15 protein-coding genes are annotated in these 15943 nt (G+C 60.9%); 7 read left to right on the plus strand and 8 right to left on the minus strand.

Features of this window, described 5'->3' with window-relative positions:
* The first annotated feature begins 164 nt into the window (after nucleotides 1-164).
* The 4 genes from ACJ8QI_RS19940 (at nucleotide 165) to ACJ8QI_RS19955 (ending at nucleotide 4291) form a co-directional block, all read left to right on the plus strand.
* Nucleotides 165-2228, plus strand: a complete 2064-nt coding sequence (locus ACJ8QI_RS19940) for an alpha-amylase (RefSeq protein ID WP_197808746.1) — start codon at nucleotides 165-167, stop codon at nucleotides 2226-2228.
* A gap of 135 nt (nucleotides 2229-2363) precedes the next feature.
* The gene (locus ACJ8QI_RS19945; RefSeq protein WP_004933935.1) at nucleotides 2364-3614 is read left to right on the plus strand and encodes a valine--pyruvate transaminase; all 1251 of its coding nucleotides are present in this window, start codon (nucleotides 2364-2366) and stop codon (nucleotides 3612-3614) included.
* Between the two features lie 75 nt (nucleotides 3615-3689).
* Entirely contained in the window at nucleotides 3690-3911 is a 222-nt protein-coding gene (locus ACJ8QI_RS19950) for a ribbon-helix-helix domain-containing protein (protein WP_230489523.1), read from the plus strand.
* Nucleotides 3911-4291 carry a type II toxin-antitoxin system VapC family toxin gene (locus ACJ8QI_RS19955; protein WP_060424343.1) on the plus strand — a complete coding sequence of 127 codons (381 nt, stop codon included), beginning with the start codon at nucleotides 3911-3913 and terminating at the stop codon, nucleotides 4289-4291. Before ACJ8QI_RS19950 ends, ACJ8QI_RS19955 begins: the two co-directional genes overlap by 1 nt.
* Before the next feature lie 10 nt (nucleotides 4292-4301).
* Here the strand turns inward: ACJ8QI_RS19955 and ACJ8QI_RS19960 are convergent, their stop codons facing one another.
* The 3 genes from ACJ8QI_RS19960 to ibpA all read right to left on the minus strand — a co-directional run bounded on the left by ACJ8QI_RS19960 (nucleotide 4302) and on the right by ibpA (nucleotide 7070).
* Entirely contained in the window at nucleotides 4302-5960 is a 1659-nt protein-coding gene (locus ACJ8QI_RS19960) for a putative transporter (RefSeq protein WP_442532976.1), read from the minus strand.
* Nucleotides 5961-6127: 167 nt separating this feature from the next.
* Nucleotides 6128-6556, minus strand: coding sequence for a small heat shock chaperone IbpB (gene ibpB / locus ACJ8QI_RS19965; RefSeq protein ID WP_004933922.1), 429 nt, complete (start codon nucleotides 6554-6556; stop codon nucleotides 6128-6130).
* A 100-nt stretch (nucleotides 6557-6656) separates the two neighbouring features.
* Complete coding sequence (gene ibpA / locus ACJ8QI_RS19970; protein ID WP_004933919.1) at nucleotides 6657-7070, minus strand: small heat shock chaperone IbpA; 414 nt, start codon at nucleotides 7068-7070, stop codon at nucleotides 6657-6659.
* A gap of 309 nt (nucleotides 7071-7379) precedes the next feature.
* Here ibpA and ACJ8QI_RS19975 point away from each other — a divergent pair, with 309 nt between their 5' ends.
* A complete protein-coding gene (locus tag ACJ8QI_RS19975; RefSeq protein WP_016929593.1) occupies nucleotides 7380-7727 on the plus strand; it encodes a YceK/YidQ family lipoprotein in 348 nt (115 codons plus the stop codon).
* Nucleotides 7728-7757: 30 nt separating this feature from the next.
* On the opposite strand, the gene ACJ8QI_RS19980 is transcribed toward ACJ8QI_RS19975, so the two are convergent.
* Both ACJ8QI_RS19980 and ACJ8QI_RS19985 read right to left on the minus strand, forming a co-directional pair.
* Nucleotides 7758-9038, minus strand: a complete 1281-nt coding sequence (locus ACJ8QI_RS19980) for a DUF3748 domain-containing protein (RefSeq protein WP_336844105.1) — start codon at nucleotides 9036-9038, stop codon at nucleotides 7758-7760.
* Nucleotides 9039-9170: 132 nt separating this feature from the next.
* On the minus strand, nucleotides 9171-9509 hold the full coding sequence (locus ACJ8QI_RS19985) for a hypothetical protein (protein ID WP_442532977.1): 339 nt from the start codon (nucleotides 9507-9509) through the stop codon (nucleotides 9171-9173).
* Nucleotides 9510-9526: 17 nt separating this feature from the next.
* Between ACJ8QI_RS19985 and ACJ8QI_RS19990 the strand changes: the two genes are divergently transcribed.
* Nucleotides 9527-10495, plus strand: coding sequence for a threonine/serine dehydratase (locus tag ACJ8QI_RS19990; RefSeq protein WP_442532978.1), 969 nt, complete (start codon nucleotides 9527-9529; stop codon nucleotides 10493-10495).
* Nucleotides 10482-11423: an ornithine cyclodeaminase family protein gene (locus ACJ8QI_RS19995; protein ID WP_442532979.1), complete on the plus strand. Its 942-nt coding sequence runs from the start codon at nucleotides 10482-10484 to the stop codon at nucleotides 11421-11423. Before ACJ8QI_RS19990 ends, ACJ8QI_RS19995 begins: the two co-directional genes overlap by 14 nt.
* Nucleotides 11424-11449: 26 nt before the next feature.
* Here the strand turns inward: ACJ8QI_RS19995 and yidA are convergent, their stop codons facing one another.
* From yidA to recF, 3 genes are all read right to left on the minus strand, one after another.
* The gene (yidA, locus tag ACJ8QI_RS20000; RefSeq protein WP_060441262.1) at nucleotides 11450-12265 is read right to left on the minus strand and encodes a sugar-phosphatase; all 816 of its coding nucleotides are present in this window, start codon (nucleotides 12263-12265) and stop codon (nucleotides 11450-11452) included.
* 124 nt (nucleotides 12266-12389) lie between these two features.
* A complete protein-coding gene (gene gyrB / locus ACJ8QI_RS20005) occupies nucleotides 12390-14804 on the minus strand; it encodes a DNA topoisomerase (ATP-hydrolyzing) subunit B (RefSeq protein ID WP_060424357.1) in 2415 nt (804 codons plus the stop codon).
* Nucleotides 14805-14822: 18 nt separating this feature from the next.
* Nucleotides 14823-15908 (minus strand): DNA replication/repair protein RecF, encoded by a 1086-nt coding sequence (recF, locus tag ACJ8QI_RS20010; RefSeq protein WP_033636531.1) that lies wholly within the window; start codon nucleotides 15906-15908, stop codon nucleotides 14823-14825.
* Nucleotides 15909-15943: the final 35 nt, after the last annotated feature.

The following is a 15943-nucleotide window of genomic DNA, read 5'->3' on the forward strand; positions in this document are numbered from 1 at the left end:
CTGCCGCAGCGCGCGCGCAAAGCCAAGCCGAATCAATCCGAAAACGCTCCGCCCTTCCTCTCCTCCCCGAAAAACCCCCGCAGGGAGGAGGCCATTTTTCCACCGTTTGCCACACTGGGCGCTACCCTGCGAAAAAACGCTTCCTGCCGCGCGTAAGGAGAGCCATGAAACTGTTACCCCTGCCCTTGTTGATGCTGCTGTCGCCTTCGGCGCTGGCCGGCTGGACGCTGCCGGGCTTCCCGGCCTTCGACGAAACGGCCGCCGGGCTGTTCGCCAGCCAGGCCGCGCTGCCCAAAGGCCAGCTACCGCTGCGGCTGTATCAGGATAACCACTGCTGGCAGCCGGCCGAGGCGGTGAAGCTTAACCAGACGCTGTCGCTGCAGCCCTGCGGCACTCATCCGCCGGTCAGCTGGCGGCAGTTCCGCGCCGGCGACTATCAGGTGCGCATCGACACCCGCAGCGGCACGCCGACGCTGCAGCTCAGCCTGAGCAGCGCGCCGGAAAGCACCGCCGTTGCCGTCCGCAGCTGCCCGCGCTGGGACGGCAAGCCGGTCACGGTCGAGGTCGCCTCCACCTTCGCCGAAGGCGAAACGCTGCGCGATTTCTATTCCGGTCAAACGGCGCAGGTGAGCCAGGGGAAAATCACGCTGCAGCCCGCCGCCGCCAGCGGCGGCCTGTTGCTGCTGGAATCCGCCGCCACGGCGAAACCGGCGGCGTTCAGCTGGCATAACGCCACGGTTTACTTCGTGCTGACCGATCGCTTTGAGAACGGCAACCCGGCCAATGACCACAGCTACGGGCGCCGCAGCGACGGCCTGCAGGAAATAGGCACCTTTCACGGCGGCGATCTGGCCGGCCTGACGCAGAAGCTGGATTATCTGCAGCAGCTGGGCGTCAACGCCTTGTGGATCAGCTCGCCGCTGGAGCAGATCCACGGCTGGGTTGGCGGCGGCACCAAAGGCGATTTCCCGCATTACGCCTATCACGGCTATTACGCGCTGGACTGGACTCGCCTCGACGCCAACATGGGCACCGAACAGGAGCTGCGCACGCTGGTCGAGCAGGCGCATCGGCGCGGCATTCGCATTCTGTTCGACGTGGTGGTGAACCATGTCGGTTACGCCACGCTGGCGGATATGCAGACGTTCCACTTCGGCTCGCTGTATCTGCAAGGTACAGAGGTGGAGAAAACCCTGGGGAAAAACTGGAGCGACTGGCGCCCCGGACCGGGGCAAAACTGGCACAGCTTCAACGACTACATCAACTTCAGCGACAAAGCGGGCTGGCGCCAATGGTGGGGAAAAAACTGGATCCGCACCGACATCGGCGACTATGACTCACCGGGCTATGACGACCTGACGATGTCGCTGGCCTTCCTGCCGGACATCAAAACCGAAGCGCCCGGCGCCAGCGGCCTGCCGCTGTTCTATCGCCACAAACCCGACACCGCCGCGCGCGACATGCCCGGCGCCACCACCCGCGATTACCTGACCGTCTGGCTCAGCCAGTGGGTGCGCGATTACGGCATCGACGGTTTTCGCGTCGATACTGCCAAGCACGTGGAAAAACCGACGCTGGCGCTGTTGAAGCAGCGCGCCACGGCGGCATTGGCGGCGTGGAAAGCGGAGCATCCGCAGCAGGCGCTGGATGACGCGCCGTTTTGGATGACCGGCGAGGCCTGGGGCCACGGGGTGATGAAAAGCGACTATTACCAAAACGGCTTCGACGCGATGATCAACTTCGACTTCCAGGACCAGGCGGCGCAGGCATTGGGCTGCTTTGCCGACATCGATGCCACCTACCGGCAGATGGCCGAGCGGCTGCAGGATTTCAACGTGCTGAGCTACCTCTCTTCACACGACACCCGGCTGTTCTTCGCCAGCGACGCCAAAGGCTCGCTGCCGCTGCAACAGCGGGCGGCGAACCTGCTGTTGCTGGCGCCGGGCGCGGTGCAGATTTACTACGGCGATGAAAGCGGCCGCCCGCTCGGCCCAACCGGTTCCGATCCGCTGCAGGGCACCCGCTCCGACATGAACTGGCGTGAGCTGCTGGGGGAAAAAGCCCCGCTGCTGGCCCACTGGCAACGGTTGGGGCAGTTCCGCGCTCGCCATCCGGCGATCGGCGGCGGCGTGCAAACCCCGCAGCCGCACGCCGCCTACTACGCCTTCAGCCGCCGGCTCGGCGACGATAAGGTGATGGTGGTGTGGGCCGGCGAACGGTCACAATAATCCAGCGTAATATGCTGCTAATCGGCCAATGGGCGAAGTTTGTGCCCATTGGTCGATTTGTCGGCCGCGTTGCAGCGGGATTTGTCTGGCGGTATGGTGGGGGATTACCTGCTAAGAAACAGTACTGCTGCACCTATGACTTTCTCACTTTTCGGCGAAAAATTTACCCGTTATGCGGGCATTACCCGTTTGATGGACGACCTGAACGAAGGCCTGCGCACCCCCGGTGCCATCATGCTCGGCGGCGGCAACCCGGCGCAGATCCCAGAGATGGAAGCCTACTTCAAACAGCTGTGCCAGGAGATGCTCGATCAGGGCAAACTGACCGAAGCGCTGTGCAACTACGACGGCCCGCAAGGCAAGGACGCGCTGCTGAAAGCGCTGGCCAATCTGCTGCGCGACGAGCTCGGCTGGGAGATTTCGCCACAGAATATTGCACTGACGAACGGCAGCCAAAGCGCGTTTTTCTACTTATTCAACCTGTTCGCCGGCCGCTATGCCGACGGTTCGCGCCGCCGCGTGCTGTTCCCATTGGCGCCGGAATATATCGGCTATGCCGACGCCGGGCTGGACGAAGGGCTGTTCGTCTCCGCCAAGCCGAACATCGAGCTGCTGCCGGACGGCCAGTTCAAGTATCACGTTGATTTCGAACACCTCACCATCGGCGACGACATCGGCATGATCTGCGTTTCACGGCCGACCAACCCAACCGGCAACGTGATCACCGACGAAGAGCTGATGAAGCTCGACCTGCTGGCGCAGCAGCGCGATATTCCGCTGGTGATCGACAACGCCTACGGCGTGCCGTTCCCCGGCATCATCTTCAGCGACGCCACGCCGCTGTGGAACCCGAACACCATCCTGTGCATGAGCCTGTCCAAGCTCGGCCTGCCGGGCTCGCGCTGCGGCATCGTGATCGCCGACGAGAAGGTGATCACCGCGCTGACCAACATGAACGGCATCATCAGCCTGTCGCCGGGCAGCATGGGGCCGGCGATGGCGACAGAAATGATCGCACGCGGCGATCTGCTGCGCCTGTCGAACGAGGTGATTCGCCCGTTCTACAAACAGCGCGTCGAGCACACCATCGAGATTATCCGCCGCTACCTGTCGCCGGAGCGCTGCCTGATCCACAAACCGGAAGGGGCTATCTTCCTCTGGCTGTGGTTCAAAGATCTGCCGATCACCACCGAAGTGCTGTATCAGCGCCTGAAAAAACGCGGCGTGCTGATGGTGCCAGGCCACTACTTCTTCCCGGGGCTGGAGCACGACTGGCCGCACACCCACCAGTGCATGCGCATGAACTACGTGCCCGACCCGGAGAAAATCGAGCGAGGCGTGGCGATCCTGGCGGAAGAGATCGAACGCGCGCATCAGGAAGGCTAACGCCAGCTGATTGAAAATCGACCGATAAAGATATACGATGCATATATCGTATATCTTTTTTTTGGAGGGCTAGCGATGACCCGCATCGTGATCGATTTACCTGAAGAAGACCTGCGGCAGCTCGACAATCTGAAAAATATCCGCCACGTTCCCCGGGCCGAAATCATCCGTCAGGCCGTCTCCCGTTATCTGACGGAGAACCACGTTGAAGATCCCAGCAATGCTTTCGGGCTCTGGTCCGAGGCGATGGGCGATGGCGTAGACTACGAAAATCGTCAGCGCGAGGAGTGGGAATAATGGTGGTTCAACGGGCGCTATTCGACACCAATATCCTGATCGATTATCTCAACGGCATTCCTCAAGCCAAAGACGTTCTGACCGAATACCACATCAACCCGGCTATTAGCGCCATCACCTGGATGGAAGTGATGGTGGGTGCCAAAAAACAGGGGCCGGCGCTGGAGCTGAAAACGCGCCAGTTTTTAGGGCAATTCCTGCTGTTGCCTATTACCGATGAAGTTGCCGAACGCGCCGTAGAATTGCGCCACTCACAGCATGTGAAGCTGCCGGACGCCATTATCTGGGCCACCGCGCAGGTGGGGTTCCGGACGCTCATCTCCCGCAACCCCAAAGATTTCGGCACTGACAACGGCGTGTTAATGCCTTACCGGCTGTAGTCGGGCAGCGTTACAGCGTCCAGAACAGCACCGCCAGCAGCTGCGGCGACATGATGCGCAGGAACATCGCCAGCGGATACACGGTGGCGTAAGACAGCGCGGCGGCGCCGCTGGTGGGATGCAGACCGTTGGCGAAGGCCAGCGCCGGCGGATCGGTCATCGATCCCGCCAGCATGCCGGACAGCGTCAGGTAGTTCATCTTGCCCACCGTGCGCGCCAGAATACCGACGCTCAGCAGCGGAATGGCGGTGATCAGCGCGCCGTACCCGACCCACGTCAGCCCCTCGCCGTGCAACAACGTATCGATGAAGTTGCCGCCCGACTTCAATCCAACCACCGCCAGAAACAGCACGATGCCCAGTTCGCGCAGCGCCAGGTTGGCGCTCGGCGGCATAAACCAATACAGCTTGCCGATGCTGCCGATGCGCCCCAGGATCAGCGCCGCCACCAGCGGCCCGCCGGCCAACCCCAGCCGCAATGCCGCCGGGAAGCCGGGCACGAACAGTGGAATGGAGCCGAGCAGCACCCCGAGCCCGATGCCGATAAAGACCGGCAGCATCTGCACCTGCTGCAGTTTTTGTTGGGCGTTGCCGACGATTGCCGTCACCACGTCGATGGCCTCCGGTCGACCGACCAGGTTGAGAATGTCACCGAACTGCAGCGTCACGTTGCTGCCGGCCACCAGCTCCACGCCGGCGCGGTTGAGGCGTGAAATCACCACGTCATACTTCTGCTTCAGGTTCAGATCGCGGATTTTCTTGCCCAGCACCTGCTCGTTGGTCACCACCGCCCTCACCACCTGCAGCGCGGTGCCGCGCGTCGACAGCGAGGCATCCACCTCTTCGCCGATCACCAGCCGGGCATTTTCCAGATCTTCGCGTTTGCCCACCAGATGCAGGTAGTCGCCAAGCTCCAGCCGCTCGTGCGGCGCCGGCACCATCAGCAGCTCCCCGCGTTTGAGGCGCGAACAGACGATCGCTTCACCGTTGAGCAGCGGCACCTGCTTGATCGCCATGCCCTGTAGATTGGGATTGCGCACCGCCACGTTCATGGCGTGCAGCAGCTCACGCTGATTGCCCAGGCGGCTTTCAAACGCCTGCGCCTCGCGCTCGATGTTGATGCGGAAAAACAGCCGGATCAGCCACATCACCAGCAGAATGCCGCATATGCCGAACGGATAGGCCATGGCGTAACCCATGCCCATCCCGTCCACCAACGCCGGATCGGAACCGAGATCGGTCAGGATTTGTTGACCGGCACCCAGCGCCGGAGTGTTGGTGACCGCGCCGGAGAACACGCCGAGGATGATCGGCAGCGGCACGTCGAACAGCTTGTGCACCGCCGCCGCCACGACGCCGCCGGTCAGCACCAGCAGCACCGCGAAGGCGTTGAGGCGCAGACCAGAGACGCGCAGCGAAGAGAAGAAACCGGGGCCGACCTGAATACCGATGGTGTAGACGAACAGGATCAGGCCGAACTCCTGGATAAAGTGCAGCATGTCCCCGTTCAGGCTGATTTGTCCGCTCTGGGCGAAGTGACCGACCAGGATGCCGCCGAACAGCACGCCGCCGATGCCCAGCCCGACGCCGTACAGCTTCCAGTTCCCCATCCACAGCCCAATGACGGCCGCCAGCGCCAACATGCTGACGGTCAGGGCGATATCGCTCATAGGTCACATCCTTGCCAAAGTTGAATCGGGAATTCACGGTTAAAAGCACACAATTAACAAGGATTATGACATCGGACAGACGGGGGGACTGTGGCGTGCGCCACATAACGCAGCGGGGGAGATCCGTCTGGATCTCCCCCGCATGATGATGACCGTTTTTCAGTCGGTTATTTGGCTTCCAGCTCCGGCGTCGCACCGATGGCGATGCGCTGCGGCTGCAAGGCTTCCGGCACCTGACGCACCAGATCGATGTGCAGCAGGCCATTTTCAAATTTGGCCTCGGACACCTGCAGATGCTCCGCCAGGGTGAAGGTCAGCTGGAACTCTTTGCACACCAACCCCTGATGCAAGTATTCGACCTGTTTTTCCGGCGGCGTAGGTTTACCGCTGACGGTCAACCGCGGCCCTTCCACTTCGATATTCAGTTCGCTCTGCCGGAAACCGGCCAGCGCCAGAGAAATGCGGTAGTGATTGTCATCGCTTTTCTCGATGTTGTACGGTGGGAACCCTTGGGGTTCCTGGCCACCCATTGAACTGGCCAATTTATCAAAACCAATCCACTGACGCAGAAGCGGGGATAAATCGTAATTACGCATAGGAACAACTCCTTTCATTAAGCGAGATGTGTTTATTCAGCCCCCTGACGGCAGGCTAGGTATTATTTGCCGGCAGCGTACCTGCCGGCGAAACGGAAATTTATTTAATTTCGATGCGGCGCGGTTTTAATGTTTCCGGCACGATGCGTTGCATGTCGATATACAACAGGCCATTCTCCAGTTTGGCGCCTTTAATTTGAATATGTTCGGCCAGCTGGAATTTACGCTCGAAATTACGCTCGGCGATGCCCTGGTATAAATAGGTTTTTTCTGCCGGTTCGTTATTGTGCGCCCCGCGCACGATCAGCAGATTATCTTGCGTGGTGATCTCCAGCTCCTGCTCGGCAAACCCGGCTACCGCGATGGCGATGCGATAATGATTTTCGTCCACCAGCTCGACATTATAAGGCGGATAACCGCCGTTGCCCTGACTCTGACCGGCTTCCAGCGCGTTGAACAGGCGATCGAAACCAATGGCGGAACGGTATAGCGGGGAAAGATCAAAATTACGCATAAAACAGCCTCCTAAGGCACTTCAGCGAGGTTGAAATAAATACGCCTTCCACTCTGGACAGGCTAATTAAGCCAGAATTCCCTTACGGCGAATTCTCAATTCGGCTCTGATGATAAAATGGGGGTTGATTTCATGAATTCAACAGGCGAGGATCAAAAAAACTTCGCACCGATTAGGCGAAAGTTTTTTTACCACTTACACTAAAGTGAGAGAGCCGCCACAGAGCGGGATTTTGCTTCTTTAAAAGCAGCAACAGGATGTTATAAATCAGCTTAATTTAGGGGAACAGCAACCCTGCAGGATGGATTAATGACGACGATGAAAGCGATAGCGACGGGCTGCATGTTGTTGGCGACCAGCGGTTGCTCCAGCGTGATGAGCCATACTGGCCCGAATCAGGGTTACTACCCCGGCACCCGCGCCAGCGTGGACATGCTGAAGGACGACAACACCAGCTGGGCGATGATGCCGCTGGTGGCGCTGGATCTGCCGTTTTCCGCAGTGATGGACACCGTACTGCTGCCTTACGACTATCTGCGTTCCGGCAACGACGCCACCGCAGACTCGCCAAAAGCGCGCATCCTGCGCAGCGAGCAGCAGAATCTGGCGGCAACCGGCAATCCCGGCGAAGGCAACGACAGCACCGCCACCCACTAATCGCGCACGCAGCGGGCCGCCAGGCCCGCCTTACACCTCAACCACAAAGATCTGGTTGAACCCCGCTATCTCGCGCATAAACGCCACTTTCTTGCCATCCGGTGAAAACACCACGGCATCCGCCGACGGCGGCTGCGCGCTGCGCTGCGTTAAACGCTGCAGGCGGCCGCCGGCGACCTCGCACAGCATCACGCTGTTGTCGCACACCAAGGCAATCGCCCCGCCCTGCGGGTGCCAGCTGAACGCTGACTGGATGTCATGCTCGCTGCGGCTCACCTGCCGCGGCTCCCCGCCGTTCGGCGACACCGTCCACAGCTGCACCACGCCGCCGTCGTCCTTCATCAAAAATGCGATTTGGCTGCCGTCCGGCGAGCTGCGCAGCCAATGGCGCGGCGCACCGGCAACGCCCGGATAACGACGATCGCCGGTAAAGGTTACCCGCCGCTGCCTGACGCCCTGCGGCGGCGCCGGCAACTCGCTTTCCGTCCCCTGCAACGGCAAAGCGCCCGCCCTGGCGTAATCGGCATCGTTCTCCGGCAGATCGACAATAAACACCTCCGGCAGCTTCTCGCCGGCGGCGGACAGCGTATCGCCGATGAACGCCAACGCCCAGCGCTGCCGGCTGCCGTCGGCCTTACGGTAACCCTCGCGGCCGATCCAGCCTTCTTCGTAAGCACGATTGATCTGATCGCTGCCCGACTGCGGCTGCGGCACCGTCTCGCTGACCAGCACGCAATAGTGGCTACCGTCATACTCGCGCGGGTGCTGTTTCGGCGGATTGACCCCGTGCAGCGGCACGGCCACCCCGACGTTGCGCAGGTCGCGCGCCGGATCGCGTTCGTGCATGACGTGGTCGTTGTAGGTAAAGCTGAGGCGGCTGCCGTCCGGACTGAAAACGTGCACATGGCTGCCGCCGCGCAGCGCGCCGGGCGTGTAGGGGGCGGTGATATCCAGCGCGTCGAGGGTGATGGCCAACTCGCGATCCGGTTCGCTGACGATCACCCCGCGGCGGTGGTGAAAATCATACTGCCAGGCGCTGTCGGGGTGCTCCGGACCGTGGATAAAGGCATAGCGCGCCGGCGCATCGGGGCTGACCGTGACCACGCCGACGTGGGCACCGTGCTGGGCGCGATAAACCACCTCCACCGCGCCGCTGGCGACGTTGACCCGCTCGATGCTCAGACCGGTGAAAGAGGCGCCGCGCGGGCGCACGTCATAAGCCAGCCATTGGCTGTCCGGCGTCCAGACGTTGATATTGGTTAACTGATGCCCGCGAGGGTCGAAAGTCAGTTGTTTTTCCCGATGGCTCATGGCGGTTCTCCTGCGCATGCCGGCACTGAGTCGCCATCTTACCGGATCGGCGACAGCGTTTCACATGGCCTGCGCGGGTAAGGCGGGAGGATTTTTCGGTTCGAAATGACGCAATTATTTTTCAGCGTCTTATCATTTAAGCCAAACGACGGCGTCGGCAGGAAATAAGCGGCCGATTAGGCGTTCGCATTCCTGGCGGCGAAACTCAACGGCGCCCATGCCGTATAGGCGGATGCCGCGAGCGCTATTTTTTTCATTCTCATTTCCTTCATCAAAATAAGTCAGCGGCAGCACCTTCCTTAACGCAAATAAATAAAAAATCGTGTCGCTAAACGACAGGTTAATGATTATTTTCAACGCCAACGCGATGCTCTTCCCCGGCCGTTGCCGCTGGCGGGCCGGGTTGCCCGGCGGTCGGGCGACGGGGTTTACAATCAATACAAAAAGTACAAACTGGATTTTTAAGTCCAAAACATTACGGAGCCGGTATGAATCCCCTCTTCGATGCCATTGTTTCTGCCCATCAGCAACTGCGCCCTCAGGTACGGGTCACGCCCCTGGAGCGCAGCGTGCTGCTTTCGCAGCAGTTCGGCTGCGAGCTGTATCTGAAATGCGACCATCTGCAGCACACCGGCTCCTTTAAATTTCGCGGCGCCAGCAACAAGCTGCGGTTGCTGGATAGCGAGCAACGCCGGCGCGGCGTGATTGCCGCCTCAACCGGCAACCACGGCCAGGCGGTCGCCCTGGCGGGGCAGCTGATGGGCGTTGGCGTCACGGTTTATGCGCCAGAGACGGCCGCGAGCATCAAGCTAGACACCATCCGCGCGCTGGGCGGCACCGTGGAATTGGTGCCGGGCGATGCGCTGAACGCCGAACTGGCCGGGGAACAGGCCGCCCGCGAACAGGGAAAAACCTATATTTCGCCGTATAACGACGAGCAGGTGATCGCCGGCCAGGGCACCTGCGGCATGGAGCTGGTTGAACAGCTCACCGGTCTGGACGCCGTGTTCGTGGCGGTGGGCGGTGGTGGCTATATCGCCGGTATCGGCACCGTTTTGCGGCAATTGTCGCCGAACACGCAGCTTATCGCCTGCTGGCCGGAAAACGCCACCAGCCTGTACAGCGCGCTGGAAGCGGGCCATATCTTCCCGGTGGAAGAGCAAGAAACGCTGTCCGACGGCACCGCCGGCGGCGTCGAGCCGGGCGCCGTGACCTTTCCCCTGTGCCAACAGCTGATCGACCGTAAAGTGCTGGTCAGCGAAGCGGAGATCAAACACGCGATGCGCCGGATCGCCGCCAGCGATCGGTGGATTATCGAAGGCGCGGCCGGCGTGGCGCTGGCGGCGGCGATCAAACTGGCGCCGGAATATCAGGGGAAAAAAGTGGCGGTGGTGCTGTGCGGCAAAAATATCGTGCTGGAGAAATACCTTAAGGCCATCGCCGATGCGCATCCTTAATCGGCAGCAAATCCTCGCCGCGTTCGACGCCAAGAGCATCACGCCGCTCCTGAAGCAGGGTTTTATCGCCTATTCGCAGCGGCGGGTGCAACAGCCGCCGGTGCAGCATTTCCTGTTCGAACAGGCCGCCGGCGATTGCTGCATCAAATCCGCCTGGCTGGAAGGCGACGAGCTGTTCGTGGTCAAGGTCTCCGCCGGTTTCTATCGCAACGCCGAACGCGGCCTGGCCAGCAATCAGGGATTGGTGATGGCGTTCTCCGCCCAGACCGGCGAACCCCGGGCGCTGCTGCAGGATGAGGGCTGGCTGACCGCGCTGCGCACCGCACTGGCCGGCCGCATCGCCGCCGAGCTGTGCGCGCCGCCGCATATTCAGGCGATCGGCATGGTCGGCACCGGCCTGCAGGCGCGGCTACAGCTGCAATGCCTGAAACCGGTGACCGATTGCCGCGAGGTGTGGGTGTGGGGCCGCAACGAACAGGCGCTGGCGGCGTATCGGCGCGATGCCGAGGCAGAAGGTTTTCGGGTGCTGACCACGCAGGACGCGGCGGAGCTGGCGGCGCACTGTCAGCTGATCGTGACCACCACGCCCAGCCGCGAACCGATCTTGCAAGCGGCGGATATCCGGCCCGGCACGCACATCACCGCCGTGGGCGCCGACGCGCCAGGCAAGCAGGAGCTGGCGACCGATCTGGTGGCCAATGCGGACGCGCTGCTGGTCGATGCGCTGGGGCAATGTGCTGACTACGGCGAGATCGCGACGGCTTATCGGCAAACTAGGCTCACTTCAACGCCAATCGTCGAAATGGGCGCCCTCTTGGCGCAGGGCGGGCGGTTGCGAAGCGAGCCGCAGCACATCACCATCGCCGATCTTACCGGGCTGGCGATTCAGGATCTGCAGATCGCTATAGGGGTGTTGGCGAAGGTGTAAAAAGGGCGCCGCAGCGCCCCGTGTTCTCAGCCGTTGAGCACGAACTTCTCGATGGCGCGCGCCACGCCGTCTTCGGTATTGGCGCTGGTGACAAACTGCGCCACCGCTTTCAGCTCGGGAATGGCGTTGCCCATCGCCACGCCGACGCCGGCATACTCAATCATCGCCGTATCGTTGGCCTGATCCCCCAGCGTCATGATGTTTTCCCGCGCCACGCCGAGATGCTCGGCCAGCATTCTCACCCCGGCGCCCTTATCGACGTTCTTATGCAGGATTTCGAGGAAGTAAGGCGCGCTTTTCAAAATGGTGTAACGCTCGCGCGTTTCCGCCGGGATGCGCGCGATAGCGCGGTCCAACAGCTCCGGCTCGTCGATCATCATCACTTTAGGGAAACGCATCTGGCGATCCATCTCTTCCACGCTGCGGTATTTCAGCGGAATACCGGTCATTGCCGCCTCGTGTATGGTGTATTTGCCAATGTCCTTGTTCGGGGTATACAGGGTGTCGAAATCAAACGCCTGGTAGTGAACGCCGAACTCGCGCGCCATCTGCTCGAAGTGCAGATAGTCCTCGAAGCCCAGCGTTTCCTGCAGGATGCAGGCGCCGTCGACCGCACGCAGCACCAGTGCGCCGTTATAGGTTATACAGAAATCGCCGGGGCCCTGAATGTCCAACTGGCGCAGATAGTCCTGCACGCCAACATAAGGCCGCCCGGTGGCCAGCACCACGTGCACCCCTTTGCGCCGCGCTGCCGCGATAGCCTGCTTTACCGCCGGCGTGATTTGGTGCTGCGGATCCAGCAACGTGCCGTCCATGTCGATCGCAATCAGTTCAATAGCCATTCAACGCTTCTCCCAGTGGTTTTTTCTCATGCTAACGCGTTTCAGCCTCGGCTGTCAGCGCCAAAAAAGGCGTAAAAAAATCCGCGCGGGTCGCCCGGCGCGGATTTTCACAGCCATTAATGCATCAGATATCGATGTTCGCCGCTTTCAGGGCGTTTTCTTCGATAAAGGCACGGCGCGGTTCAACCGCATCGCCCATCAGCGTGGTGAACAGCTGATCGGCAGCGATGGCGTCCTTGACGGTCACGCGCAGCATGCGGCGGCTTTCCGGATCCATGGTGGTTTCCCACAGCTGCTCCGGGTTCATCTCGCCCAGACCTTTATAACGCTGCACCGACAGGCCGCGGCGCGACTCTTTCACCAGCCACTCCAGCGCCTGCTCGAAGCTGTCTACCGGCTGACGACGTTCGCCACGCTCGATGAACGCACCGTCTTCGATCAGCCCGCGCAGCTTCTCGCCCAGCTGGCAGATCTTGCGGTATTCGCCGCCGTGGATGAAGTCGAAGTCCAGCTTATAGTCGGTATCCACGCCGTGGGTGCGGATGCGCAGCGCCGGCTCGAACATCTGGCGCTCACGGTTCTCGAAGATCACGAAGTCATAGCTGCTGCCGTGCTGCTCTTTGTCGTTCAGCGCCTGCACCAGCGAAGCGATCCAGGTTTTCACCTTGGCTTCATCGCTGAGATCGCCTTCGTTCAGCGTCGGCTGATAGATAAGGCTGTTCAGCAGCGCGCGCGGGTAGCGGCGCTCCATGCGGCCAATCAGTTTCTGCACGCCGTAGTGTTCGGCCACCAGTTTTTCCAGCTGCTCGCCGCCGAGCGCCGGTGCGCTGGCATTGGTGTGCAGCGTAGCGCCGTCCATCGCGATGGCGATCTGGTACTGATCCATCGCCTCGTCATCTTTGATGTACTGCTCTTGCTTGCCTTTCTTCACCTTGTACAGCGGCGGCTGCGCGATGAACACGTGGCCACGCTCGATGATTTCCGGCATCTGGCGGTAGAAGAAGGTCAACAGCAGCGTACGGATGTGCGAACCGTCGACGTCGGCATCGGTCATGATGATGATGCTGTGGTAACGCAGCTTGTCTGGGCTGTACTCGTCGCGGCCAATGCCGCAACCCAGCGCGGTGATCAGCGTCGCCACTTCCTGCGAGGAGAGCATTTTGTCGAAACGCGCTTTCTCGACGTTGAGGATTTTCCCCTTCAGCGGCAAGATAGCCTGGTTCTTGCGGTTACGCCCCTGCTTGGCAGAGCCGCCCGCGGAGTCCCCTTCCACCAGGTACAGTTCGGACAGCGCCGGATCGCGTTCCTGGCAGTCCGCCAGTTTGCCCGGCAGGCCGGCCAGATCCAGCGCGCCTTTGCGGCGGGTCATCTCACGCGCTTTACGTGCCGCCTCGCGCGCGCGCGCCGCGTCGATGATTTTGCCGACCACGATTTTCGCGTCGCCTGGATTTTCCATCAGGTAATCCACCAGCTTCTCGTTCATCAGCGTTTCAACCGCGGTTTTCACCTCGGAGGAGACCAGCTTGTCCTTGGTCTGAGAAGAGAACTTCGGATCCGGCACCTTCACCGACACCACGGCAATCAGGCCTTCACGCGCGTCATCGCCGGTGGCGCTGACCTTGGCCTTCTTGCTGTAGCCTTCCTTTTCCATGTAGCTGTTCAGCGTACGGGTCATCGCGGTACGGAAACCGACCAGGTGCGTGCCGCCGTCGCGCTGCGGAATGTTGTTGGTGAAGCAGTAGATGTTTTCCTGGAAACCGTCGTTCCACTGCAGCGCCACCTCCACGCCGATATCGTCTTTCACGGTCGAGAAGTAGAACACGTTCGGGTGGATCGGGGTTTTGTTCTTGTTCAGATACTCGACAAACGCCTTGATGCCGCCTTCGTAATGGAAGTGGTCTTCACGGTCGGTGCGCTTGTCCTTCAGGCGGATAGACACGCCGGAGTTGAGGAAGGACAGCTCGCGCAGACGCTTGGCCAGAATGTCGTACTCAAAATCGGTCACATTGGTGAAGGTCTGATGGCTCGGCCAGAAGCGCACCATGGTGCCGGTCTGTTCGGTTTCGCCCACCACGGTCAGCGGCGCCTGCGGCTCGCCGTGGCTGTAAGTCTGTTCGTGTACTTTGCCTTCGCGGCGGATCACCAGCTCCAGTTTCTCCGACAGGGCGTTAACCACCGAGACGCCCACGCCATGCAGGCCGCCGGAAACTTTATAGGAGTTGTCGTCGAATTTACCGCCGGCGTGCAGCACGGTCATGATGACCTCTGCGGCTGAAACCCCTTCTTCAGGGTGAATGCCGGTCGGAATGCCGCGGCCGTCATCCTGTACCGATACCGAGTTGTCGGCATGGATGGTGACCTGAATGTCACTACAGTGGCCCGCGAGCGCTTCGTCGATAGCGTTGTCCACAACCTCGAATACCATGTGGTGCAGACCGGTGCCGTCATCGGTATCGCCGATATACATGCCCGGGCGCTTGCGCACCGCATCCAGCCCTTTTAATACCTTGATACTTGAGGAGTCATAAGAATTCGACATCAACGTTTCTCGCTCATTTTAGTCCTGTGGTTGAACCTCTATTTTACCCTGTTCCACGCGGAACATCTTGCCCTTTTCACCGGCCATGTCGGTCACTTGTTCAGCGCTGACCGCGCTGACAAAAACCTGGGCCTGGGTGGCTTTCAGGCGATCGGCCAGCAACCGGCGACGGCCGGTGTCCAGCTCGGAGGCAAAATCATCAATCAGATACAGGCAACGCCGCCCGCTCTGCCGGGTGAGAAACTCACCCTGCGCCAAGCGCAACGCGCACATCAGCAGCTTAAGCTGACCGCGCGATAACAAATCCTCTACCGGCGTGCCGTCGGCACGAATGCGGAAGTCCGCTTTATGCGGCCCCACCGCGGTATAGGTCAACGCCCTGTCGCGCTCGAACTGGCGCTCCAGCAGCTCGCCGTAGTCGCTCTCTTTGTCCCAGCCGCGCTGGAAGGAGAAGCTCAGGGCGAATTCAGGCAGAAACTGCGCGCAGGTCGCGGTGATATCCGCGGCGATCGCGTCGCTGTATTCCGCCCGCCATTCGCTGATGCGCTCCGCGAGCGGGATCAGTTCCTGATCCCAGGCGCGGATCTGCGCATAGCGACTCACCTGGCGCAGCGCGGCATTGCGCTGCTTCAGTAACCGTTTCAGGTTGCTCCAGGCGGTGAAAAAACCGGGTTCGTTATGAAAACAGCCCCAGTCAAGGAAGGCGCGCCGGAATTTCGGCCCGCCGTTCAGCAGGGTAAAACCTTCGGGGGTGATCAGCTGCATGGGCAGCAGCTGCGCCAGCTCGGCCACCTTGTGGCCGTCGCTGCCATCGATGCGTACTTTGCTGTCACCCTGACGGCTCTTGCTCAATCCTACCGACAGCTCGCGCTCCGTACCTTCTATGCGGCCGTGCAGCACGAACTCCGGCTGGTCGTGACGGATCACCCGACCGGCCTGCAGGCTGCGAAAGGCGCGGCCGTGCCCGAGCGTATATACCGCTTCCAGCACGCTGGTCTTGCCGCTGCCGTTGGCGCCGACCAGGAAGTTGAATCCCGGCGCCAGCGCCAAATCCGCCGCCTCGATATTGCGGAAATCTTTAATCAATAAACGCGTCAGAGCCATGCAATCTCTTTACCGATGACGGTGCTGTAATTCAA

Source organism: Serratia sp. CY84636, from assembly GCF_052166245.1.
Lineage (GTDB): Bacteria > Pseudomonadota > Gammaproteobacteria > Enterobacterales > Enterobacteriaceae > Serratia > Serratia nevei.

Bases quoted from the DNA above. Each gene is read 5' to 3' on its own strand.
- ACJ8QI_RS19980 (WP_336844105.1), bottom strand. From the start codon at position 9,038: ATGAGCCATCGGGAAAAACAACTGACTTTCGACCCTCGCGGGCATCAG.
- ACJ8QI_RS19960 (WP_442532976.1), bottom strand. From the start codon at position 5,960: ATGAGCGATATCGCCCTGACCGTCAGCATGTTGGCGCTGGCGGCCGTC.
- ibpA (WP_004933919.1), bottom strand. From the start codon at position 7,070: ATGCGTAATTTTGATCTTTCCCCGCTATACCGTTCCGCCATTGGTTTC.
- ACJ8QI_RS19940 (WP_197808746.1), top strand. From the start codon at position 165: ATGAAACTGTTACCCCTGCCCTTGTTGATGCTGCTGTCGCCTTCGGCG.
- ACJ8QI_RS19945 (WP_004933935.1), top strand. From the start codon at position 2,364: ATGACTTTCTCACTTTTCGGCGAAAAATTTACCCGTTATGCGGGCATT.
- ACJ8QI_RS19950 (WP_230489523.1), top strand. From the start codon at position 3,690: ATGACCCGCATCGTGATCGATTTACCTGAAGAAGACCTGCGGCAGCTC.
- ACJ8QI_RS19995 (WP_442532979.1), top strand. From the start codon at position 10,482: ATGCGCATCCTTAATCGGCAGCAAATCCTCGCCGCGTTCGACGCCAAG.
- ibpB (WP_004933922.1), bottom strand. From the start codon at position 6,556: ATGCGTAATTACGATTTATCCCCGCTTCTGCGTCAGTGGATTGGTTTT.
- yidA (WP_060441262.1), bottom strand. From the start codon at position 12,265: ATGGCTATTGAACTGATTGCGATCGACATGGACGGCACGTTGCTGGAT.
- ACJ8QI_RS19975 (WP_016929593.1), top strand. From the start codon at position 7,380: ATGACGACGATGAAAGCGATAGCGACGGGCTGCATGTTGTTGGCGACC.
- ACJ8QI_RS19955 (WP_060424343.1), top strand. From the start codon at position 3,911: ATGGTGGTTCAACGGGCGCTATTCGACACCAATATCCTGATCGATTAT.
- gyrB (WP_060424357.1), bottom strand. From the start codon at position 14,804: ATGTCGAATTCTTATGACTCCTCAAGTATCAAGGTATTAAAAGGGCTG.
- ACJ8QI_RS19990 (WP_442532978.1), top strand. From the start codon at position 9,527: ATGAATCCCCTCTTCGATGCCATTGTTTCTGCCCATCAGCAACTGCGC.
- recF (WP_033636531.1), bottom strand. From the start codon at position 15,908: ATGGCTCTGACGCGTTTATTGATTAAAGATTTCCGCAATATCGAGGCG.